At 71.3% G+C, this 21,479-nt stretch carries 17 protein-coding genes and 1 tRNA gene; 5 read left to right on the top strand and 13 right to left on the bottom strand.

What is annotated here, in order from left to right:
- Positions 1-15: 15 nt before the first annotated feature.
- On the bottom strand, positions 16-306 hold the full coding sequence (locus tag AB0D34_RS37175; RefSeq protein ID WP_362670009.1) for a hypothetical protein: 291 nt from the start codon (positions 304-306) through the stop codon (positions 16-18).
- On the bottom strand, positions 307-3,906 hold the full coding sequence (locus AB0D34_RS37170; protein ID WP_362670006.1) for a hypothetical protein: 3,600 nt from the start codon (positions 3,904-3,906) through the stop codon (positions 307-309).
- 332 nt (positions 3,907-4,238) lie between these two features.
- Between AB0D34_RS37170 and AB0D34_RS37165 the strand changes: the two genes are divergently transcribed.
- Together AB0D34_RS37165 and AB0D34_RS37160 are read left to right on the top strand one after the other, a co-directional pair.
- Positions 4,239-4,739, top strand: coding sequence for a hypothetical protein (locus AB0D34_RS37165; protein WP_362670004.1), 501 nt, complete (start codon positions 4,239-4,241; stop codon positions 4,737-4,739).
- Between the two features lie 40 nt (positions 4,740-4,779).
- Positions 4,780-6,969, top strand: coding sequence for a trypsin-like serine protease (locus tag AB0D34_RS37160; protein WP_362670002.1), 2,190 nt, complete (start codon positions 4,780-4,782; stop codon positions 6,967-6,969).
- Between the two features lie 125 nt (positions 6,970-7,094).
- Here the strand turns inward: AB0D34_RS37160 and AB0D34_RS37155 are convergent, their stop codons facing one another.
- Both AB0D34_RS37155 and AB0D34_RS37150 read right to left on the bottom strand, forming a co-directional pair.
- Positions 7,095-7,775: a TetR/AcrR family transcriptional regulator gene (locus tag AB0D34_RS37155; RefSeq protein WP_362669999.1), complete on the bottom strand. Its 681-nt coding sequence runs from the start codon at positions 7,773-7,775 to the stop codon at positions 7,095-7,097.
- Entirely contained in the window at positions 7,772-8,779 is a 1,008-nt protein-coding gene (locus AB0D34_RS37150; protein WP_362669996.1) for a fatty acid desaturase, read from the bottom strand. Before AB0D34_RS37150 ends, AB0D34_RS37155 begins: the two co-directional genes overlap by 4 nt.
- A gap of 309 nt (positions 8,780-9,088) precedes the next feature.
- Here AB0D34_RS37150 and ppc point away from each other — a divergent pair, with 309 nt between their 5' ends.
- Positions 9,089-11,830 (top strand): phosphoenolpyruvate carboxylase, encoded by a 2,742-nt coding sequence (gene ppc / locus AB0D34_RS37145; RefSeq protein WP_362669994.1) that lies wholly within the window; start codon positions 9,089-9,091, stop codon positions 11,828-11,830.
- Between the two features lie 68 nt (positions 11,831-11,898).
- On the opposite strand, the gene AB0D34_RS37140 is transcribed toward ppc, so the two are convergent.
- From AB0D34_RS37140 to AB0D34_RS37110, 7 genes are all read right to left on the bottom strand, one after another.
- A complete protein-coding gene (locus AB0D34_RS37140; RefSeq protein ID WP_362669991.1) occupies positions 11,899-12,588 on the bottom strand; it encodes an LPXTG cell wall anchor domain-containing protein in 690 nt (229 codons plus the stop codon).
- 138 nt (positions 12,589-12,726) lie between these two features.
- Complete coding sequence (locus AB0D34_RS37135) at positions 12,727-13,236, bottom strand: hypothetical protein (protein ID WP_362669988.1); 510 nt, start codon at positions 13,234-13,236, stop codon at positions 12,727-12,729.
- Positions 13,237-13,279: 43 nt separating this feature from the next.
- On the bottom strand, positions 13,280-13,882 hold the full coding sequence (gene pth / locus AB0D34_RS37130; RefSeq protein ID WP_362669987.1) for an aminoacyl-tRNA hydrolase: 603 nt from the start codon (positions 13,880-13,882) through the stop codon (positions 13,280-13,282).
- Positions 13,883-13,954: 72 nt separating this feature from the next.
- Positions 13,955-14,548: a 50S ribosomal protein L25/general stress protein Ctc gene (locus tag AB0D34_RS37125; RefSeq protein WP_362669984.1), complete on the bottom strand. Its 594-nt coding sequence runs from the start codon at positions 14,546-14,548 to the stop codon at positions 13,955-13,957.
- 232 nt (positions 14,549-14,780) lie between these two features.
- Positions 14,781-15,761, bottom strand: coding sequence for a ribose-phosphate diphosphokinase (locus tag AB0D34_RS37120; RefSeq protein ID WP_123989805.1), 981 nt, complete (start codon positions 15,759-15,761; stop codon positions 14,781-14,783).
- A 76-nt stretch (positions 15,762-15,837) separates the two neighbouring features.
- Positions 15,838-17,286, bottom strand: a complete 1,449-nt coding sequence (glmU, locus tag AB0D34_RS37115; protein WP_362669982.1) for a bifunctional UDP-N-acetylglucosamine diphosphorylase/glucosamine-1-phosphate N-acetyltransferase GlmU — start codon at positions 17,284-17,286, stop codon at positions 15,838-15,840.
- Positions 17,287-17,398: 112 nt separating this feature from the next.
- Positions 17,399-17,473, bottom strand: a tRNA-Gln gene (locus AB0D34_RS37110).
- Positions 17,474-17,690: 217 nt separating this feature from the next.
- On the opposite strand from AB0D34_RS37110, the gene AB0D34_RS37105 reads away from it, so the two are divergent.
- Positions 17,691-18,998: a histidine kinase gene (locus tag AB0D34_RS37105; protein WP_362669979.1), complete on the top strand. Its 1,308-nt coding sequence runs from the start codon at positions 17,691-17,693 to the stop codon at positions 18,996-18,998.
- Positions 18,999-19,010: 12 nt separating this feature from the next.
- On the opposite strand, the gene AB0D34_RS37100 is transcribed toward AB0D34_RS37105, so the two are convergent.
- Positions 19,011-19,505, bottom strand: a complete 495-nt coding sequence (locus AB0D34_RS37100) for an SUKH-3 domain-containing protein (protein ID WP_362669976.1) — start codon at positions 19,503-19,505, stop codon at positions 19,011-19,013.
- Positions 19,506-19,595: 90 nt separating this feature from the next.
- Complete coding sequence (locus tag AB0D34_RS37095; RefSeq protein ID WP_362669974.1) at positions 19,596-20,168, bottom strand: YwqJ-related putative deaminase; 573 nt, start codon at positions 20,166-20,168, stop codon at positions 19,596-19,598.
- A gap of 325 nt (positions 20,169-20,493) precedes the next feature.
- Between AB0D34_RS37095 and AB0D34_RS37090 the strand changes: the two genes are divergently transcribed.
- Positions 20,494-21,477 (top strand): SMI1/KNR4 family protein, encoded by a 984-nt coding sequence (locus AB0D34_RS37090; RefSeq protein WP_362669971.1) that lies wholly within the window; start codon positions 20,494-20,496, stop codon positions 21,475-21,477.
- The last annotated feature ends 2 nt before the right edge of the window (positions 21,478-21,479 follow it).

Genomic DNA, 21,479 nt, shown 5'->3' with positions numbered 1-21,479 from the left:
GTGCCGAAAGAGCGCTCAGCGCCACTCGGGCGGGATGGCGGACAGCTGTTCCAGGACGTTCCAGCCCGCGGGGCGGTGCTCCGGTACGTCCCAGGGGGCTCCCTGGGCCACCCAGTAGCCCCGGGTCTCACGGACCTTGGACAGATGGTCGTCGCCGAGACCCGACTCGATGCCGCAGCAGTCGCAGATCACGTACTGCGGCACGCCGTGGCGGTCCCACAGGAGCGAGCCGTCGTCGCGGCCGCAGACCCGGCAGACCGTCTCCGACAGGTCCTTCGCCGGCTGTCCGGTGTCCTTCACCTGCATCTACCTGAGCTCCGTTCCACGTCCGGGTTCCCGCAGCCAGTCTTCCAGCGTGCCCCGATAACCGTTGGGGTTGGTCGCCGCGTCGTACGGGCGCGGCTTGTACATGGTCTGCGGGATCCCGTCCGGGGTGAAGGCCGACCACGCCCCCCTCGCCTCGTCGAAGACCGCGACGGATCCGCCGCCCTGCTGGTAGATGCGGTAACCGGGCACTGCCTGGCCGTTCTTGATCGCGTTGCGGCCGAGCGCGCTGTAGCGGTGGGCGAGTTCGACGTACTCCGACAACGAGGACAGTTCGGGGAACTCCGCCTTGTGCTTGCCCCAGTGCGTCGCCGCGTTCTGGGCGTTCGACAGGCCCCGGCGCGGGTTCGCGGTCCAGATGTGCGGGATCTTCCCCTCGGCGCGCATCGTCTTCGCGAACGCCTCGGCCGCCGCCATGCCGGTCTTGCCCCACTTGCCCGCGGTCGCGCCCCACCCGACGATCGGGATCGCCGCGGCGCACGACAGGGAGGAGTTGAGGGCGTCGCCCTCGGCCCCGTACCAGCCGCAGTTGATCAGGTCGAAGGCCTCACCGAAGCCGGGGACCACGCCGGCGGCGTCCAGGATGAGGTGCCCGGCGCCGGAGACGTAGTCCCACCAGTCGCCCTCCTCCTCGGCCGCCAGGTCGGCCAGCGCGTCCTCCAGGGCCTGAGCCTCCGCCTTGTCCTTGCGGAACTCCTCGTCCTTGCGCTTGGCCTCGGCCTCCTCCCAGATCTTGACCGCCGTTGCGACGATCGCCTCCGTGTACGCCTTCTGCGCCTCCTCCGCCGACTTCCCGGCCGCGTTGGCCGATGCCCGCGCCTCGCCCGCCGCCTGCCACGCGGCACCGGCCGAGCCCTGCGCCGCGGCCGCCGAAGCCGTGGCCTGCGCCGCGGAGTTGGAAGCCTGGCGGGCCGCCGCGTGGGCGTCCGCCTCGGCGGCACGGGCCGTCCGGGCCGAGGCTGCCGCGTCCGCCGCGGACTTCTCGGCCGCCTCGGCCGAATCGCGCGCCTGATCCGCGTACACCTCGGCCTGCGCGGCCGAGTCCTTCGCCTGCTGGGCGTACACGGCGGCCTGCTCGGCCGCCTTGCGCGCGTCGGCGGCGACCTTCTGGGCGAGGGCCGCGTTCTCCTGGGCGGTCCACGCCGTCCGGGCCGCGCCCGCGATCAGCCCCTGCACCCGAGCGACATGGGTGGCCGTCAGCCGGTCGGCGCGCAGCGCGGAGTACTGCCCGACCTGGATGAACGCATGCAGCACGTCCGGCGGTCCGGCCAGCGCGACCTCGGCGGCCGCCGACAGCTCGGGCCCGCCGCTCTCCTTCAGCTGCACGGCCCGTACGCGCTCGTCGGTGGTCCGGGCGGTGAAGTAGCCCGTGGTCAGGAACTCCCGCATACGGTCGGTGGAGCCGGAGTCGAGGGCGGCCTGCCCGTCCTTCCTGACGTCGGGGCCGGCGCCGTCGAGGAGCTTGGTGATCTCGACGCGGTAGTCGTTCGCCGCGGCCTTGTGCTGGCCGGTCGTCAGGAACGCGTGGATCGCGGCGGTGTCGCCGTCCAGCGCCGTCTCGGCGGCCGTGCGTACGCCCGCGGAGTCCGAGGCGGTGGCCAGCTGGTCCACCCGGCCGCGCTCGTCCTGCTCCTGCGCCTGCTTCAGCTCCGTCCGCAGGTACCCCACGACCTCCGTGTCCGGGGACGACAGCGCGACCTCGGCGGCCGTCACGCTCCACGGGCCACGCGTGTCCGCGATGTGCAGTGCCACACGGCGGCCCTTCGCGGCGGCCTCGGCCACGTCCACGCCGGGCGCGGCGGCCTCCACGGCGAGGGCGGCGGCTTCGGCGTCCTTGGTCCTGGCCTCCTCGGCCTCGGCACGCTCGCGTGTCTCGCGTTCCTCGGTCAGCCGCTTCAGGTACTCCGCGCGGGCCGTCGACTGCGCGCTGCGGGCGGCCAGTTCGGCCTTCTCCACCTCACGGGCCAGGTCGAACGTGGTGCGGGCCTTGGCCACGGCCGCCGTCGCCACGTTCGCGGCCTCGGTGGCGGCGTTGGCGTGCTTGGTGGACTCCTCGGCGGCCTTGGCGGCCTCGCCCGCGTGCTTGGCGGCCTCCTCGGCGGCGGTCGCCGCCTTCTCGGCGTGCTCCGCGGCCGAGTTCGCCGCGTCCCGCGCCTCGTAGGCGGCCTGCGCCGAACGGGCGGCCAGCGACTCGGCGGTGCGCGCGGCGGCGGTCGCGTTCGCCGCGTGCCGGCGCGCGTCGGCGGCGGCGTCCCGGGCCCGCTGGGCCTCGGCGTCCGACACGTTCGCGTATCCGCTCGCGGCCGTCGCCGCTGCCGCCGCCGCGTCCGCGTTGGCTCCGGCGCTGATGGCGGCCTTGGCCGCCTTGCCCGCCTCGGTGGCCGCCGTGCCCGCGTAGTTCGCCGCCTCGGCGGCCTTCTTCGCGCCCTTGGCCGCGTCCCGGGCCTTCTGGGCGGCCTGGTTGGCGGCGTCCGCCTTGGTCGCGTCGGTCGCCGCGTCCGCCGCGGCCGAGCGCGCGCCGGCTGCGGCCTGCGCGGCAGCGGCGGCGGCCGAGGCCGCCTGGGCGGCGGCGTTCGCGGCGATGCGCGCCGAGGTGTTGGCGGCGCGCGCGGAGGCGATGGCCTGCTCGGCGGCGCGGGCCGCGCCCCGGGCAGCGTCGGCCGCCCGGCCGGCGGCGCTGGAGGCCCGCTGGGCGTCGTCCTTGGCGGCCTCGGTCTCCTGCGCGGCCTTCTCGGCGGCCTCCTTGGCGAGCTTGGTCGCCGCGATCGCCTTCTCCGAGGCGGCCTTGGCTGCCTCGGTCTCCTCGGCGGCCTGGCGGCCGGCCTCCGCCGCCTGCTCCGCGAGCTGGGTGATGGTGGCCTGTTCCTGGTCACGGGCGCGGGCGATGTGCTGGCCGACGGCGAGGAACTCCCGTACGTCGTCCATCGTGCCGTTCAGCGCCGCCCGGCCCGCCTCCCGGGTGGCCTGGCCGCCGGTGCTGATGATCTGCACGACGGCCACGCGGTCGTCGCTGTCGCGGGCCGCGTACTGTCCCTCGTTCAGGAAGGCCCGGACGTCCTCGATGGTGCCGTCCAGTGCCGCCCGGCCCTTGGCCTGCACCTCACGGCCGCCGAAGGCCACGACGCGCGCGGCCTCGACCCGCTGGTCCTCCGCGAGTGGCTGCTTCCAGCCGTCCTTCAGGAACGCCGTCAGCTGCTCGGACGTGCCCGCGAGGGCGGTCTGGGCGGCCTCGCGGACCGCGCGCCCGCCCATGGACAGGATCTGCACGGTGGCGACCCGGTCGTCGCTGAGCTGTGCGACCGTCCGCTCCTGGTCCAGGAACCGGCGTACGTCCGTGTCGCTGCCGGTCAGCGCGGCCTCGGCGGCCGCGCGCACCCCCGGGCCACCGGTCTTCCACAGTTCGACGACCTTGCCGCGGTCGGTGGGCGGGATGTGCTCCAGGCCGGTCGGCTCGGGTTCGACGGGGTCGTCGACGGCCGCGGCGGGCGCGGCGGACAGGAGCCCTGCCAACAGGGCGGGCAGCAGGGAGAGACCCACGGCCGTGGTCAGCCGTCTCCCCCTGCCGAGCAGTCTATTTCTCAATTGAGAAGCAACCTTCCGCTTCCCGGCCGTTCCCCTGGCCGGGGGTCGGATCTCGACCGGGAGAGCATACGCTTTGCCTGCACTTTGTGAACGTTTTGTTTTTGCTCTGTGCTTTGTTATGTTCGCTTTCCGCAACGGGGAGGCGGCTGTCCAGGCAGCCGGAGGGGTTCGAGGGGGCTTTCGTCGTTCGCTCTCGATGGCGAGTGACGCACATCACTTTTCTTTTCCTTTTCTTTCACCATGTCCGAGTTGTGCTTTTCGCTGCCATGGAAAAGCCGCTCGGTCCATTCCTGCTGCGCTCTATTCCACGCATTCGCCGGAAGGAAATCTCTGTGATATCCAGAACCCGCAGACTGCTGGGCGCCGGTCTCGCCGGTGCCGCGGTCCTCGTCGGTGCGGCCGCCTACGCCGTCGCCGCCCCGCCCGCCGCCGTCCAGGCCGCGGCCGACGACGTCCCGCCGGTCGCCGTGGAGGACTTCACCTACCCCGGAGCCGCCAAGATCCTCGCCGAGCAGGGCATCACCCTCAAGCGCGGTGACGGCCGCGTCACCCTCGCCACCTGCGACGCGGCAGCCACCAACCAGATCGAGGTCTGGACCCGGGAGAGCGGCGACGGCAAGTTCTGCTTCCGCTCCACCGCCGCCACCGGCTGGCTCACCCTGGAGGTCCCCGAGGTGTACGCCCTCGCCACCGAGGCCCGCGCCGTCCGCGCCGAGCTGAGCGCCGAGGGCCAGACCCAGACCGTCGACGTCGCCAAGGGCGAGTTCAAGGGCGTCGGCGAGGGCGTCGGCGGCGCCCCCACCATCCTGCTCGAACTCCGCGTCACCGGCTGACACCTCTCCGCGCACCCCACTCACAAGGGACAACCTCACCGTGGCCCACCACAGACCCCGTACGGCGCTCACCGGCGCCCTGCTCGTCGCGTCCGTCGCGCTCGGCGTCACCGGCCTCGCGCCCGCCGCTCACGCCGTCGTGGGCGACCCCGCCGCCGACGGCACATACGCCTTCACCGCCCGCATCGACATCGGTGACGGCGCCCGCCGCTGCTCCGGTGCCCTGGTCGACCCCTACTGGGTGCTGACCGCCGCGAGCTGCTTCGCCGACGACCCGTCCGGCAGCTTCCAGATCCGTGCCGGCAAGCCCGCCCAGGCCACCAGGGCGGTCATCGGCCGCACCGACACCACCGCCACCACCGGCCAGTCCCGCACGGTCGTCGAACTCGCCCCGCGCACCGACCGCGACCTGGTCCTCGCCCGGCTGAACCGACCGGTCACCGACATCACCCCGGCCGCGGTCGCCGCCGGCATGCCGGTCACCGGCGAGTCCCTCCTCAGCACCGGATACGGCCGTACCGCCACCGAGTGGGCGCCCCTGCGCATGCACCAGGGCGACTTCTCCGTCGACACCGTCGGCGTGGAGACCCTCGCCGTCACCGGCAAGGGCGCAGACGCGATCTGCGCCGGCGACACCGGCGGCCCCCTGTTCCGCACGGTCAACGGCAGCCCTCAGCTCGCCGGTGTCAACAGCCGTTCCTGGCAGGGCGGTTGCTACAACTCCACGGAGACCCGCACCGGCGCCCTCGCCACCCGACTCGACGACATCCGCGACTGGGTCACCACCCGGGTCCAGGCCGCCCGCATCGTCGATTTCAACGGTGACGGCGTCCGCGACACCGCCGTCGCCGACCCCCAGGCCACCGTCGCGGGCGTCAAGACCGCCGGCCTCGTCCGCGTCGTCCTCGGCGGCGGCAAGGGCACCCAGGAGCTCTCCCAGAACACCGCGGCTGTCAGCGGCGGAGTGGAGGAGGGCGACCAGTTCGGCTCTGCGCTGGCCACCGTCGACCACAACCTCGACGGCTACACCGACCTTGTCGTCGCCACCCCGGCAGAAGACCTGGACGGCGCCGCCGACGCCGGTGTCGTCCAGGTGATCCACGGCTCCGCGGACGGCCTCGCCAAGGGCCCCGCCGAGGTGCGGTTCCAGCAGGGCGAGGGCTCCGGCGCGATCGGGGCGTCCGCCTCCGAGGCCGGTGACCGCTTCGGCCACGCGCTCGCCGCGAGCGTCACCACCGCGGGCGACCCCGTCCTCGTGATCGGCGCCCCCGGCGAGGACCTCGACGGCGTCGCCGACGCGGGCAACAGCTTCTATGTGCGCGGCAGCGTCAACGCCGCGATCAGCCAGCCCAAGCCCGGCGTCCCCGGTGACGCCGAGACCAGCGACCGGTACGGCACCACCGTCGCCGCCTCACCGACGCACATCGCGATCGGCACGCCGTTCGAGAACATCGGCGACAAGGGTGACGCGGGCACCGTGCAGCTGTTCACCCACACCATCAACGCCGACGGCCTCCCCACCCCCCTCAGGGGCATCGACCAGGACGTCACCGGGCCCGACATCAGCGGCGCGTCGGAGACCAGTGACAAGCTCGGCGCGGCCGTCGCGATGGTGCCCTACCGGGCCACGGCCTCCTCGGCCACGGCCCCGACGGACTCGGTGCTCGCCATCGGCATCCCCGGGGAGGACTTCGACACCCGGGCCGACGGCGGCCGGGTGATCGTGCTGCGCGTCACCCCGGCGGGCACGGTCACGGAACTTCCCGATCTCCACCAGGACGTCGCCGACGTGGCCGGGTCGACGGAGGCGGGGGACCGGTTCGGCGAGCAGGTGTCCGCGGTGGCCGCGGCGCCGGGTGCGGTGGCCTCGGCCACGAACACGCTGATCGCCGTCGGTATCCCCGGCGAGGACCTGGGGACGGCCGCGGACGCGGGCTCCGTGTACGTGTTCAGCCCGGTGGGCGCGCCCGGCGCGAACGACCGTCCCGTCGAGCCCGGCCGTTACGGGGTTCCGGGTGCACCCGTGGCGTCGGCCAACATGGGCTCTTCCCTGCACACCACGGGTACGCACCTGTACATCGGGATGCCGAAGGCCGGGTCGTTCGGGTCGGCCTACGTGGTGCCGTGGGGCAACGTCCTCGCCGCCGGTACGGAGACGGTCGCCGTGCTCGCGCCGGGTTCGGACGGGCTGCCCGCGGCGGGCGTCGCGTTCGGAACCGTGGTGCGCTGACCCGTTCGAGGGGGCGCACACAGCGGGTGACCCCGCGTCCCTGCCGGGGCGCGGGGCCACCGCCGAAAACGCGGCAGATGTGCGTGCCAGACCCCGCGCCGCCGGCATGATCCGCCGGACAGGCCCTAGCTCTTCCGGCGCCCTATCAGGCGCGGCTTCGCCTCCAGGCCGTCCAGGCCGTGCCACGCCAGGTTCACCAGGTGGGCCGCCACCTCCGCCTTCTTCGGACGGCGTACGTCCAGCCACCACTGGCCGGTCAGGGCGACCATGCCGACCAGGGCCTGGGCGTAGAGGGGGGCCAGCTTCGGGTCGAAGCCGCGGCGCTTGAACTCGCGGCCCAGGATGTCCTCCACCTGGGTCGCGATGTCGGAGATCAGCGAGGCGAAGGAGCCCGTGGACTGGGGGATGGGGGAGTCGCGGACGAGGATGCGGAAGCCGTCCGTGTACTCCTCGATGTAGTCCAGGAGGGCGAACGCCGCCTGTTCGCACAGTTCGCGGGGGTGACCGGCGGTCAGGGAACTCGTCACCATGTCCAGCAGGCGCCGCATCTCGCGGTCCACCACCACCGCGTACAGGCCCTCCTTGCCGCCGAAGTGCTCGTACACCACCGGCTTGGAGACGCCCGCCTTCGCGGCGATCTCCTCCACCGACGTGGCCTCGAAGCCCTTCGACGCGAACAGCGTGCGACCGATCTCCAGAAGCTGCGCGCGGCGCTCGGCCCCCGTCATCCGGGTACGCCGGACGCGCCGCGGCTTCGCTTCGTTGCTCGGGGTACTGCTGGAGTCGGTCGCCACGGCGTCCATCATGCCGCCTCGGCGGCCACCTTCTTGCGCCGGGAGCCGTCCCCGTCCGTGTTCCGGCGCGAATCGATACGCGAGCGTGACGGCCAGCGCACGTCGTACGCCCAGCCGAGCATCTCGAACCAGCGGATGATCCGAGCAGAGGAGTCCACCTGGCCCCGCATCACCCCGTGCCGCGCCGAGGTCGGGTCGGCGTGGTGCAGGTTGTGCCAGGACTCACCGCAGGACAGCACGGCCAGCCACCACACGTTGCCCGAGCGGTCCCGCGACTTGAAGGGCCGCTTGCCGACCGCGTGACAGATCGAGTTGATCGACCAGGTCACGTGGTGCAGCAGGCAGACGCGGACCAGGGAGCCCCAGAAGAAGCCGGTGAACGCGCCCCACCAGGACATCGTCACCAGGCCGCCGATCAGCGCCGGCAGGGCCAGCGACAGCATCGTCCAGTAGATGAACTGACGGGAGATCGCCCGGATCGCCGGGTCCTTGATCAGATCCGGCGCGTACTTGTCCTGCGGGGTCCGCTCCTCGTCGAACATCCAGCCGATGTGCGCCCACCACAGGCCCTTCATCAGCGCGGGCAGCGTCTCGCCGAAACGCCACGGCGAGTGGGGGTCACCCTCGGCGTCGGAGAACTTGTGGTGCTTTCGGTGGTCGGCGACCCAGCGGACCAGCGGGCCCTCGACCGCCATCGAACCGGCGAGCGCCAGCGCGATCCGCAGCGGCCGTTTGGCCTTGAAGGAACCGTGGGTGAAGTAGCGGTGGAAGCCGATCGTCACACCGTGACAGCCCAGGTAGTAGAAGAAGACCAGCAGACCCAGGTCCAGCCAGCTCACGCCCCAGCCCCAGGCCAGCGGTACCGCCGCGAGGAGGGCCAGGAAGGGGACGACGATGAAGAGGAGAAGGGCCAGCTGCTCAACGGACCCCTTGCTGTCGCCGCCGAGGGTTGCCGAGGGAGTGGGGTTGTCGGGCGCCTTCGGGGCGTCTTCGATCACATCGGAGCTCGTGGTCATGGGCGTCCCCTGTGGGGTTTCGAGGGTTGGGAACAGGTGCCGGGCTGCGGGAATCCTTCCCGGGTTCCGTTACAGCGGACCCTACGGTTCCGTAACCTACGGCGTCGTAAGTATGGCAGTGCGTCGCCGTCTCACGGCAAGAGCCCAAAAGTCTGCGCGTCCGCATCGACACCTATCCTTGGAGTCGGTCGGACAGCGCGGTCCGCTCTGATTTCTTCCCGGATGTCCGGCCCGTATGCGGCGGCTGCCGCACGACCGACCTCCGGGTTCCCTCCCGGACGAGCTTCAACACTGCAAGGAGCCGCACCTGTGAGCAGTGCCGACGACCTGACTACGAGCGCCACGTCGACCAGTAGTGAGCTGCGCGCCGACATCCGCCGGCTGGGTGACCTCCTGGGCGAGACCCTCGTCCGCCAGGAGGGCCCCGAGCTGCTGGAACTCGTCGAGAAGGTGCGCCGCCTCACCCGTGAGGACGGCGAGGCCGCCGCCGAGCTGCTGCGCGGCACCGAACTGGAGACCGCCGCCAAGCTGGTGCGCGCCTTCTCCACCTACTTCCACCTGGCCAATGTCACCGAGCAGGTGCACCGTGGCCGTGAGCTGCGGGCCCGCCGGGCCGCCGAGGGCGGTCTCCTCGCCCGTACGGCCGACCGCCTCAAGGACGCCGACCCCGAGCACCTGCGCCAGACCGTCGCCAACCTCAACGTCCGCCCGGTCTTCACCGCCCACCCGACCGAGGCCGCCCGCCGCTCGGTGCTGAACAAGCTGCGCAGGATCGCCGCGCTCCTGGAGACACCGGTCATCGAGACGGACCGGCGCCGCTACGACACCCGTCTGGCCGAGAACATCGACCTCGTCTGGCAGACCGACGAGCTGCGGGTCGTGCGCCCCGAGCCCGCCGACGAGGCCCGCAACGCCATCTACTACCTCGACGAGCTGCATGCGAACGCCGTCGGAGACGTCCTGGAGGACCTCACCGCCGAGCTGGAGCGCGTCGGCGTCAGGCTCCCCGACGCCACCCGCCCCCTCACCTTCGGCACCTGGATCGGCGGCGACCGCGACGGCAACCCCAACGTCACCCCCCAGGTGACCTGGGACGTCCTGATCCTCCAGCACGAGCACGGCATCAACGACGCCCTGGAGCTCATCGACGAGCTGCGCGGCTTCCTGTCGAACTCCATCCGCTACACCGGCGCCACCGAGGAACTCCTGGAGTCCCTGCGCGTCGACCTGGAGCGGCTGCCCGAGATCAGCCCGCGCTACAAGCGGCTGAACTCCGAGGAGCCCTACCGGCTCAAGGCCACCTGCATCCGGCAGAAGCTGGAGAACACCAAGCAGCGCCTGGCCAGGGGCATCCCGCACGAGGACGGCCGCGACTACCTCGGCACCAGCGAGCTGCTCAGGGACCTCACGCTCATCCAGACCTCCCTGCGCGAGCACCGCGGCGGCCTCTTCGCCGACGGCCGGATGGACCGCACCATCCGCACCCTGTCCGCCTTCGGCCTCCAGCTCGCCACCATGGACGTCCGCGAGCACGCCGACGCCCACCACCACGCCCTCGGCCAGCTCTTCGACCGCCTGGGCGAGGAGTCCTGGCGCTACATCGACATGCCCCGCGAGTACCGGGCCAAGCTGCTGGCGAAGGAGCTCCGCTCCCGCAGGCCCCTCGCACCGACCCCGGCGCCGGTGGACGCGGCCGGCGAGAAGACCCTCGGCGTGTTCCAGACCGTGAAGCGGGCCCTGGAGGTCTTCGGACCCGAGGTCATCGAGTCGTACATCATCTCGATGTGCCAGGGCGCCGACGACGTCTTCGCGGCGGCCGTCCTGGCCCGCGAGGCCGGCCTGCTCGACCTGCACGCCGGCTGGGCGAAGATCGGCATCGTGCCGCTCCTGGAGACCACGGACGAGCTCAAGGCCGCCGACACCATCCTGGAGGAGATGCTCTCCGACCCGTCGTACCGCAGGCTCGTGGCCCTGCGCGGGGACGTCCAGGAGGTCATGCTCGGTTACTCCGACTCCTCGAAGTTCGGCGGCATCACCACCAGCCAGTGGGAGATCCACCGCGCCCAGCGACGCCTGCGCGACGTCGCCCACCGCTACGGCGTACGGCTGCGACTCTTCCACGGCCGCGGCGGCACCGTCGGCCGCGGTGGCGGCCCCTCGCACGACGCGATCCTCGCCCAGCCCTGGGGCACCCTGGAGGGTGAGATCAAGGTGACCGAGCAGGGCGAGGTCATCTCCGACAAGTACCTCGTGCCCTCGCTGGCCCGCGAGAACCTGGAACTCACGGTCGCGGCCACGCTCCAGGCGTCCGCCCTGCACACCGCCCCCCGCCAGTCCGACGAGGCGCTGGCCCGCTGGGACGCGGCGATGGACGTCGTCTCGGACGCCGCGCACGCCGCGTACCGCAGGCTCGTCGAGGACCCGGACCTGCCGACGTACTTCCTCGCCTCCACGCCGGTGGACCAGCTCGCCGACCTGCACCTCGGCTCACGGCCCTCCCGCCGCCCCGGCTCGGGCGTCTCCCTCGACGGACTGCGCGCCATCCCGTGGGTGTTCGGCTGGACCCAGTCCCGGCAGATCGTCCCGGGCTGGTTCGGCGTCGGCTCAGGCCTCAAGGCCCTGCGCGAGGCGGGCCTGGACACCGTGCTCGACGAGATGCACGAGCAGTGGCACTTCTTCCGGAACTTCATCTCCAACGTCGAGATGACGCTCGCGAAGACCGACCTGCGCATCGCCCGCCACTACGTCGAGACCCTCGTCCCCGCCGAGCTCCAGCACGTCTTCGCCGACATCGAGGCCGAGCACGAGCTCACCGTCCGCGAGGTCCTGAAGATCACCGGCGAGGCGGAACTCCTCGACGCCACCCCGGTGTTGAAGCAGACCTTCGCCATCCGCGACGCCTACCTGGACCCGATCTCCTACCTCCAGGTGACCCTGCTCAAGCGCCAGCGCGACGCGGCCGCCGCCGGCGAGCCCGCCGACCCGCTGCTCGCCCGCGCCCTGCTGCTCACGGTCAACGGCGTCGCCGCCGGTCTGCGCAACACCGGCTGACGTTCGGGCCTTCGGGCAGAAAGAAGCGGTGCCCCTGAGTCTCAGGGGCACCGCCTTTCGCTTCTACGTCAGGCCCGGCGCCGCCTGACCACGAGGTAGCCGCCCGCCGCCATCAGCCCCGCGGCGACACCCGCGAGCAGACCGACGGGAGCGCCGTTGCCGGTCTCGGCGAGGTCACCGGCGGAGCCCTGCGCGGACGCGGAGGAAGAGGCCGACGGGGAAGCCCCGGCCTCGGTGGACTCGCTGGGGTCGGTGCTGGGGTCGGCGCCGGGGGAGCCGGACTCACCCGACCCCGGGGTGCCGGAGGCCGACGCGGTCGGCGTGGCCGTACCGCCGCCGCCTTCCTCCTCCGAGCAGTCCGTCCAGAACACCTTGTGCTTGGCGGCCTGGGAGTTCTCGCCCTCGAAGTTCCAGAACAGCTTGTAGTGCCCGTCGGGCAGCGACAGGTCGTCCGTACGGCCGTGACCGTCGGCGTCCAGCGTGATCTCGCCGGACTTCACGGTCTCGCCCTTGACGTCGGCCGTCGGCGCCCAGGCCTCGATGTGCCAGTCGACCTCCTGGACGGCGTCGAAGCCGAAGGCGTCCAGGTAGAAGGTGCAGACGTGCGGCTCGTTCTTGCGGAGTTCTTCGCCGGTGGTGGCGTCGTGGATCTTCACGGTCCCGTTGTCACCGGGAGGGGTGGCGTGGGCGGCGGGGGCGACCAGGAAGGCCGCCGAGGCCACGGCGGACAGGACGCCGAAGCGGGTGAGGGTGCGCATGGGGCAGTAATCCATCTTCGAGAGTGAAACGGGAAGATGTGGAGGGGGCGGCTCAGCATCCAGCCATCACTGACCTCTGGTCAATCACAAACTGACAACAGTCCCGTTCTCCACAGAACCGGAGAACGGCGAAAGCCGTCAGACGGTCACGAAAGCGGCGGTGAGCAGTGCGATCCCCGACCCCGCCAGCACCCACCCGAGCCGCGTCCGGCGCAGACCGCCCGCCACGACCACCGACGCGAGCAGCAGCGCCCCGCCCATCGGCACCCAGGAGTAGAGCACTCCGGCCGGTCCGGACCGTACGACGTCATCGGTACCGGGCTTGACCACGACCGTGTAGGTCTGCCCCTTGTGCACCGCCACCGTCTTCTCGATCACGGCCCGGTCCCGCGCCTCGGACCCGTGCGACAACGGTGTGTAGGGCCCGCTGCACACGTCCTCAGCGCACCGCGCGACCTCGATCGTCCCGCGCTCGCGCCCCTTGGTGAGCATCACGTACTGGGCGTTGCCCCAGGACGCCCACACCCCGGCGATCAGGATCACCAGCGCGATCGTGCCCATCGACGCGAACCGCCCGAACCGCAGCGCGGCGGTCGACGTCTGGCGGGCGGCTCGACGGGAGGCGGCGGCGGTGGCGGTGGCAGGCATGGCCGGGATCATTGGCCATGGGATTGCCCGAAGTCAATGCGGGTCAGGAGTTGTACGTGCCCTGCGCCCGCTCAAGACCCTCGATCACCAGCGCCTCCGCCGCGTCGGCGGCCCGGTCCACGAAGTAGTCGAGCTCCTTGCGCTCACTCGACGCGAAGTCCTTCAGCACGAAGTCCGCGACCTGCATACGGCCCGGAGGGCGCCCGATCCCGAACCGCACCCGGTGGTAGTCCGGCCCGAACGCCTTGGTCATCGACTTCAGCCCGTTGTGACCGTTGTCCCCGCCGCCCAGCTTCAGCCGCAGGACGCCGTAGTCGATGTCCAGCTCGTCATGGATCGCCACGATGTTCGCCACCGGCACCTTGTAGAAGCCCTTGAGGGCGTTCACCGGCCCGCCGGAGAGGTTCATGAACGACATGGGCTTCGCCAGGATCACCCGCCGGTTCGCCGGGCCGGGCGGACCGATCCGCCCCTCCACGACCTGCGCCTGCGCCTTCCCGGCCCGCTTGAACCGGCCCCCGACCCGCTCGGCCAGCAGATCGGCCACCATGAAACCCACGTTGTGCCGGTTGCCGGCGTACTCGGGCCCCGGGTTGCCGAGGCCGACGATCAGCCAGGGGGCGTTGGTGGGGGTGGTCACGTCCATCTCTCCTCACGTGCAACAGCCGCCGCCCCCCGAGGGGGCAGCGGCTGGAGCTTATACGGCGAGCGCTCGGGCTCAGGCCTCCGCGGCCTCGTCGCCCTCGGCGGCCTCGCCCTCGGACTCCTCGGCCTGCGCGGCCAGGACCTGCAGGACGACGGTGTCCTCGTCGACAGCCAGCTTGGTGCCCTTCGGCAGCGGGATGTCCTTGGCGAGGACCGAGTCGCCGGCCGTCAGACCCTCGATGGAGACGGTGACGGACTCGGGGATGTGCGTGGCCTCGGCCTCGACCGGAAGCGCGTTCAGGACGTGCTCCAGCAGGAAGGCACCCGGGGCCAGGTCACCCTCGGTGTGGACGTAGATCTCGACGTTGACCTGCTCGCCGCGCTTGACCAGCTGCAGGTCGACGTGCTCCAGGAAGCCCTTGATCGGGTCACGCTGCACGGACTTCGGGATCGCCAGCTCGTTGGTCTTGCCGTCGATGTCCAGGGAGATCAGGACGTTCGACGTACGCAGCGCGAGCAGCAGCTCGTGGCCCGGGAGGGTCAGGTGGATGGGGTCGGAACCGTGACCGTACAGAACACCGGGAACCTTGGAGTCACGGCGGATGCGGCGGGCGGCACCCTTGCCGAACTCGGAACGGGTCTGAGCGGAGATCTTGACCTCGGACATGCGGATCACTCCTCGTAGAACTGGTGGCGATGGGGGTCCCCCCGCTCGAGCGGAGTCGAGAGTGGGGGAGGTCACCCGGCCACGAACGGCCTGCTACGAAGAGCGCGTCGATAACGGAGCGCCGCATCCATGGATACGGCCTCCCTCGCCGAGCAACTGGGGCAGTCTACTCGGCGCGGAAGGCCGTAGGAAAATCGATCATGCAGAAGCGTTTTACGGCGTACCGGCGCGCTTACTGCTCGTCGAAGAGGCTGGTCACCGAGCCGTCCTCGAACACCTCACGCACCGCGCTCGCGATCGTCGGCGCGATCGACAGGACCGTCAGCTTGTCCAGGTCCCGGCCGAGCTCACCCGGCGTCGGCAGCGTGTTCGTGAACACGAACTCGCTCACCCGGGAGTTCTTCAGCCGGTCCGCCGCCGGACCCGACAGCACACCGTGTGTCGCCGTCACGATGACGTCCTCGGCGCCGTGTGCGAACAGCGCGTCCGCCGCGGCGCAGATCGTGCCACCGGTGTCGATCATGTCGTCGACCAGGACACACACCCGGCCCTTGACCTCACCGACCACCTCGTGGACGGTCACCTGGTTCGCCACGTCCTTGTCACGCCGCTTGTGCACGATGGCCAGCGGCGCACCCAGCCGGTCGCACCAGCGGTCCGCGACCCGCACCCGGCCCGCGTCCGGGGACACGACCGTCAGCTTGTTCCGGTCCACCTTCCGGCCCACGTAGTCCGCGAGCAGCGGAAGCGCGAACAGGTGGTCGACGGGCCCGTCGAAGAAGCCCTGGATCTGGTCGGTGTGCAGATCGACCGTCAGGATGCGGTCCGCACCGGCCGTCTTCATCAGGTCCGCGATCAGCCGCGCCGAGATCGGTTCACGGCCGCGGTGCTTCTTGTCCTGCCGCGCGTAACCGTAGAACGGCACGATGACCGTGATGGAGCGCGCCGAAGCCCTCTTCAGCGCGTCGATCATGATGAGCTGCTCCATGATCCACTGGTTGATCGGAGCCGTGTGGCTCTGGATCACGAAGCAGTCCGCACCGCGCGCCGACTCCTGGTAGCGGACGTAGATCTCGCCGTTGGCGAAGTCGAAGGCCTTGGTCGGGACGACCCCGACCCCCAGCTGCTGGGCGACCTCCTCGGCAAGCTCGGGGTGGGCGCGGCCGGAGAAGAACATCATCTTCTTCTCGCCGGTCGTCTTGATCCCGGTCACAGCTGTCTCCTCAGAGGTGTCTACAGCGGGGTGTGCACTTATCACGGTACGACGACTTCGGCGCACCTGTTTCCGGTCAGCTCTCGCGCTCATGCTGGCCAGAGGCCGCTTCCGCGGCCTTCGCCGCCGCGCTCCCCGGACGCTTCCGGGCCACCCAGCCCTCGATATTCCGCTGCTGGCCACGGGCCACGGCCAGCGAACCGGGCGGCACATCCTTCGTGATCACCGACCCTGCGGCGGTGTACGCACCGTCCCCGACCGTGACAGGCGCCACAAACATGTTGTCCGAACCCGTACGGCAATGCGACCCGACGGTCGTGTGGTGCTTGTCCTGCCCGTCGTAGTTCACGAACACGCTGGCGGCCCCGATGTTGGTGTACTCACCGATGGTCGCGTCCCCGACATAGGAGAGGTGCGGGATCTTCGTCCCCTCCCCGATGGAGGCGTTCTTCGTCTCGACGTACGTGCCGATCTTGCCCTTGGCGCCCAGGCAGGTGCCGGGACGCAGGTAGGCGAACGGCCCCACGCTCGCGCCGGCGCCGATGTGGGAGCTATAGGAGACGGTGTTGTCGACCCGGGCGCCCGCGTCGACGACGGTGTCCGTCAGCCGGCTGTTGGGGCCGACCTCGGCGCCCTCGCCGATGTGCGTGGCACCGTGCAGCTGTGTGCCCGGGTGGACGACGGCGTCCTGGCCGAAGGTGACGGTCACGTCGACCCACGTGGTGGCCGGGTCGATGACGGTGACACCGGAGAGCATGGCGGCGGTCAGCAGCCGGTCGTTGAGGATCCGCCGCGCCTCGGAGAGCTGCACCCGGTTGTTGATGCCGGCGATCTCGCGGTGGTCGGCGGCGACGGAGGCGCCCACCCGGTGACCGGCTTCCCGCAGGATCCCGAGCACGTCGGTCAGGTACTCCTCACCCTGGCTGTTGTCCGTACGCACCTTCTTCAGCGCGTCGGCGAGGAGCTGCCCGTCGAAGGCGAACACACCGGAGTTGATCTCCCGGATCGCCCGCTGCGTCTCGCTCGCGTCCTTGTGCTCCACGATCGCGGTCACGGCACCCGAGGTCTCGTCCCGCACGATCCGCCCGTACCCGGTCGCGTCCGGCATCTGCGCGGTCAGCACGGTGACCGCGTTGCCGTCCGTGGAGTGCGTGGCGGCAAGGGCGTTGAGCGTCTCGCCGGTCAGCAGGGGGGTGTCCCCGCACACCACCACGACGGTCCCGTCGACACCGCCGCCGAGCTCCTCCAGCGCCATCCGTACGGCGTGCCCGGTGCCGTTCTGCTGGGCCTGCACGGCGGTTCGTACGTCGGCGTCGGTACCGGCGAGATGGGCGACGACCTTCTCGCGCGCGTGTCCCACGACGACGACGAGGTTCTCGGGGTCCAGCTCACGGGCGGCGGCGAGCACATGCCCGACGAGACTGCGGCCGCAGATCTCGTGCAGGACCTTGGGTGTGGCCGACTTCATACGGGTGCCCTCACCCGCTGCGAGAACGACGACGGCTGCCGGGCGAATGGCGCTCACGGGATGCCCTTCGGCTGTGGAGGGGGTGGGGTGACACCCGCAGGATACCGGGGCGTTTCATGGCGGACATGGGAGCGGGCCCCGACAGTGCTGTCAGGGCCCGAACAGAGCGTGGCTCCCCCGCCAGGACTCGAACCCGGACAAATGGCACCAAAAGCCACGGTGCTGCCAATTACACCACGGGGGAATGGCTCCGGCTGAACCGGACATTCAGTCAGGTCGCCGAGTGGCGGCTCCTACTATGCCGTACCAGGCGCCCTCCATGCGACGGTGCACATCGCCGCCCTGACTGCCCGTAAATCACGAATCGGGTCGTTTCGTGGTCGATCGGTCACTCAATGTGGTGTAGGCCAGTCGTCGAAATGCACCGGAAAACCTCGCACTGCCGAACGTAGGCTGGAGGCATGACCACGACGGGGGAAGACACCACCGAGGCTCAGACGGGGCCGTGGTGGTGGGTGCGGTGGCGTAGTGCGGCGCTGGACGCAGGGCTGGCTTCGGCGTCCGCGGTGGAGTGTGCGTTCGAGGGGATCCGGTTCGCGGAGGACGCCGGGATCCCGATGGCGGCGGGGATCGTGTTCGGGGTGTTGGCCGGATCCACGCTGTTGATCCGGCGGAAGTGGCCGATCGCCGTGGTGCTGGTGTCGATCGCCATCACGCCCGCCCAGATGGGCTATCTCATGGGCATCGTCGGCCTCTACACGCTCTCCGCGTCCGAGTTGCCGCGCCGGATCATCGGCTCGCTGGCGGGGATGTCGCTGGTCGGGATGCTGATCGTGATGTTCGTGCGGGTGCGGCAGGACCCGGGGCGGGCCGATCTGGACCTGGGGGACTGGTTCGTACCGTTCGTGTCGATCACCACCGCCATCGGCATGACCGCCCCGCCCCTGCTGCTGGGGCTGTACGTGGGGGCGCGGCGGCGGCTCATGGAGAGTCTCCGCGAGCGGGCCGACGACCTTGAGCGGGAGCTTCAGCTGCTCGCCGAGCGGGCCGAGGAGCGGGCGGAGTGGGCGCGGAACGAGGAGCGGACGCGGATCGCCCGTGAGATGCATGACGTCGTCGCGCATCGGGTGAGCCTGATGGTGGTGCACGCGGCCGCGTTGCAGGCCGTGGCCCGGAAGGATCCCGAGAAGGCCGTGAAGAACGCGGCCCTGGTGGGGGACATGGGGCGCCAGGCGCTCACCGAGCTGCGGGAGATGCTCGGCGTGCTGCGCAGCGGGGACGGTTTCGGGCGGCGGGAGCGGTCGGCGGTCCCGCTCGTCGCGGTGGGGGTGGCGGCGGCAGCGGCGGCCTCGCGGGCTGTGGACGAGTCCGACGGGCCCTGTCTGGACGATCTGGAGGCGTTGATCGGGCAGTCGGCCGAGGCGGGGATGGCGGTGGACCTGTCGGTCGAGGGTGACGTGCGGTCGTATCCCGCGCAGATCGAGCAGACGGCGTTCCGGGTGGTGCAGGAGGCGTTGACGAACGCCCACAAGCACGCGGCGGGTGCCAAGACGCACGTACGCCTCGCGCACCGGGTGTCGGAGATCGCGATGCAGGTGGAGAACGAACCGCCGCCCGAGGTGTCCTCCCTCACCTCGGCCCGGTTGCCCTCGGGGGGCAACGGCCTGGTGGGGATGAAGGAGCGGGTCTCCGCGCTGGGCGGGGTGTTCGTGTCGGGGCCGACGGAGGCGGGGGGATTCCGGGTGTCGGCGGTGATTCCGGCGGCGTAGGGCGCTGCGGGCTCAGCTCGCGGTGAGGCGGGCCGGTTCGATGCCGGAGACCAGACCGGCCAGGGCCTGGTCGATGTCGGGGCCGAGGTACCAGTCGCCGGTGTGGTCGAGGACGTAGACACGGCCCTCGGTGTCGATGGCGAGGAGCGCGTGGGTGTCGGTCTCGGCGCCGAGGGGGCAGACCTCGGTGTCGAGGGCGCGGCCGAGGTCGCCGAGGGTGCGGGCCATGTGGAGGCCGTGCAGCGGGTCGAGGTGGAGGCGGGCGGGGGCGACCTGGCGGCCGGGGCCGGCGGGGGTCAGGTGGAGTCCGCCGAACTCGGCCCAGGCCTCGACGGCCGCGGGGAACACGGCGTGCCGGTGTCCGGCGGGCGAGGTGTGGTCGCGCAGGGCGTCGGCCCAGATCTCGGCCTGTTTTATGTCCCAGCGGCCGGGCTGCCAGCCGGCGGCGCGCAGAACGGCGTCGACGGGGACGGGGAAGCGGGTGGTGCCGGTGCGGTCGGGGTGCATCTGCCCTTCGCGTTCGTCGAGGTCATGGGTGAGTGCCGTGGTGAGCGGGGGCGCCGTCGTGCGGGTCGTTCAGGTGGGGGTGTGGGGCTGTCAGCCGCCGTTCTCCGCCGGGTCGACGATGCGTACGCCGAAGTGGGCGCTGAGGGCGGTGCAGGCGCGGCAGGGGGCGGCGAAGCTGCCGTGCAGCGGGTCGCCGTCCTCGCGAATGCGGCGGGCGGTGAGTTTGGCCTGCTTGAGGGCGCGGCGGGCCTCGCCGTTGGTCATCGGCTTGCGGGCGGCGCGCTTGCTGCGGGCTTCGTCGGCGGCCGCGATGTGCCGGGATATGAGCATGGTCTCGGCGCAGCGGCCGGTGAAGCGGTCGCGCCGGTCGCTGCCGAGGGTGTCGAGGAAGTCCTGGACGAGCGGGTGCAGCGGCGGGGCCTGATCGCCGCGGGCCGCGGTGGAGGTGAGGGTGGCGCCGCGGACCGAGAGGGCGGCGGCGATCGTGGGCAGTATGCCGTCGCGGCGGTGGCGGAGGGCGGGCGCGTGGGGTCTCTCGGCGCTGCTCCAGCCGATACGGGGATCGCCCCCGGCACCGGTGTGCGGGTGGCCGTTCGTGCCGGTCGTGGTGCCGGTGTGCGGTCCTTGGCGCGGTCCCGTCTGCGTCGTGTTCATGATCGTCATCCCCTCCCGAGCATCCCCCCGGATGTCACAGACTGCCAAATGCCGGGGCTCCTGCGGAAGCTGGGGCGTCGCGACACGCCCGGGTTTGGGCGGGCTGTCACAGCGGGGTGACGGCTGGTCACGGAAGCGGGGCGGGGCTGACCGGCGCCCGGTGACCGGTGTCGTCGTACCGCATAGGCTGTCGGCACCGCGATCCAAGTGGTCGCCGCGATGCGCGCGGTTGACGCGTGGAGACGGACGAGACAGTCGATACGGTGCGTGGCGGCCCTGCTTTGCCCAGGGGGTCGCCGCGCGCCGTACCAGAGCGCCGCAGGGGGCTTTCGCCATGACGACAGGTCGGCTCGGGCAACAAGCCGCGCCGCCGAACGCGGCCTATGCCGGGCAGGTCGTGCATTTCCCGGATCCGGTCCGGGCCGCGCGTCACCCGAGGGGGGTGCGGGTGGACGAGCGTGGCTACCCCGACTTCTCGCCCTACGCGCGTGCCGCCGCCGAGATCGCCGAGCCGCCGGAGGGTTTCGGCGTCGACGAACTGCGGCTGACGGACTACGTGTCGGCGAACGCGGCCCTGTCGGCGACCGGCCACGAGCTGTGGGACACGGTGCCCGCGGTGGCGACCCCGCACGGCTGGACGTGGCACCACGTGGTGGGTTCGCGGCGCCTGGAACTGGTCCCGGTCGAGGTGAAGGCGCTGCTGCGGCACCATGGCGGCATCGCGACGACACGTGTCGACCAGAACAAGCGCGGGACACGGCCGTTGCAGGAGACCCGTCCGGCGCACTTCGGTCTGCCCAAGTCCGCTGTCGCGGTGACGGAGTCGCAGGTGCAGGGGGTCGAGGAGGACCTCGGGTACCGGCTGCCGGGCGCGTACCGGTCCTTTCTGAAGGCGGCGGGCGGGTCGGCACCGGTGGGGGCCGCGCTGGACGCGGAGTTGGGGCTCCTGGTCGACCAGCCGTTCTTCACGGTGCGGGACGAGGCGGCGGTCAACGACCTCGTGTACGTCAACAAGTGCCTGCGGGACCATCTGACCAAGGACTACCTCGGCGTCGGCTTCGTCCAGGGCGGTCTGCTGGCCGTCAAGGTGAAGGGCGAGGGGATCGGTTCGGTGTGGTTCTGCGCCTACGACGACGCGCGCGACGTCGACGCGGCGCTGGCGCCGGCCGAGCGGGTGCGGCGGCTGTTGCTGCCCTGCGGCGCCGACTTCGACGTGTTCCTGTCCCGACTGGCCGGTAATCCACCGGAGTTGGAGACGGTGGCGAACCTGATGGTGGACGGCGGGTTCGCGCGGTCCGTTCCGGTGGCTGGGGAGTGAAC

This window comes from Streptomyces sp. NPDC048420 (genome assembly GCF_040651535.1).
GTDB lineage: Bacteria > Actinomycetota > Actinomycetes > Streptomycetales > Streptomycetaceae > Streptomyces.
The sequence above is the reverse complement of the archived record's forward strand: the minus strand, read 5'-3'. Positions and strand labels throughout refer to the sequence as shown.

Coding starts and splice junctions, on each gene's coding strand:
- AB0D34_RS37125 (WP_362669984.1), bottom strand. CDS start 14,548: ATGTCCGAGGTCAAGATCTCCGCTCAGACCCGTTCCGAGTTCGGCAAG.
- AB0D34_RS37175 (WP_362670009.1), bottom strand. CDS start 306: ATGCAGGTGAAGGACACCGGACAGCCGGCGAAGGACCTGTCGGAGACG.
- AB0D34_RS37105 (WP_362669979.1), top strand. CDS start 17,691: ATGACCACGACGGGGGAAGACACCACCGAGGCTCAGACGGGGCCGTGG.
- AB0D34_RS37140 (WP_362669991.1), bottom strand. CDS start 12,588: ATGCGCACCCTCACCCGCTTCGGCGTCCTGTCCGCCGTGGCCTCGGCG.
- pth (WP_362669987.1), bottom strand. CDS start 13,882: ATGGACGTGACCACCCCCACCAACGCCCCCTGGCTGATCGTCGGCCTC.
- AB0D34_RS37150 (WP_362669996.1), bottom strand. CDS start 8,779: ATGACCACGAGCTCCGATGTGATCGAAGACGCCCCGAAGGCGCCCGAC.
- AB0D34_RS37135 (WP_362669988.1), bottom strand. CDS start 13,236: ATGCCTGCCACCGCCACCGCCGCCGCCTCCCGTCGAGCCGCCCGCCAG.
- AB0D34_RS37155 (WP_362669999.1), bottom strand. CDS start 7,775: ATGATGGACGCCGTGGCGACCGACTCCAGCAGTACCCCGAGCAACGAA.
- AB0D34_RS37090 (WP_362669971.1), top strand. CDS start 20,494: ATGACGACAGGTCGGCTCGGGCAACAAGCCGCGCCGCCGAACGCGGCC.
- AB0D34_RS37095 (WP_362669974.1), bottom strand. CDS start 20,168: ATGACGATCATGAACACGACGCAGACGGGACCGCGCCAAGGACCGCAC.
- AB0D34_RS37100 (WP_362669976.1), bottom strand. CDS start 19,505: ATGCACCCCGACCGCACCGGCACCACCCGCTTCCCCGTCCCCGTCGAC.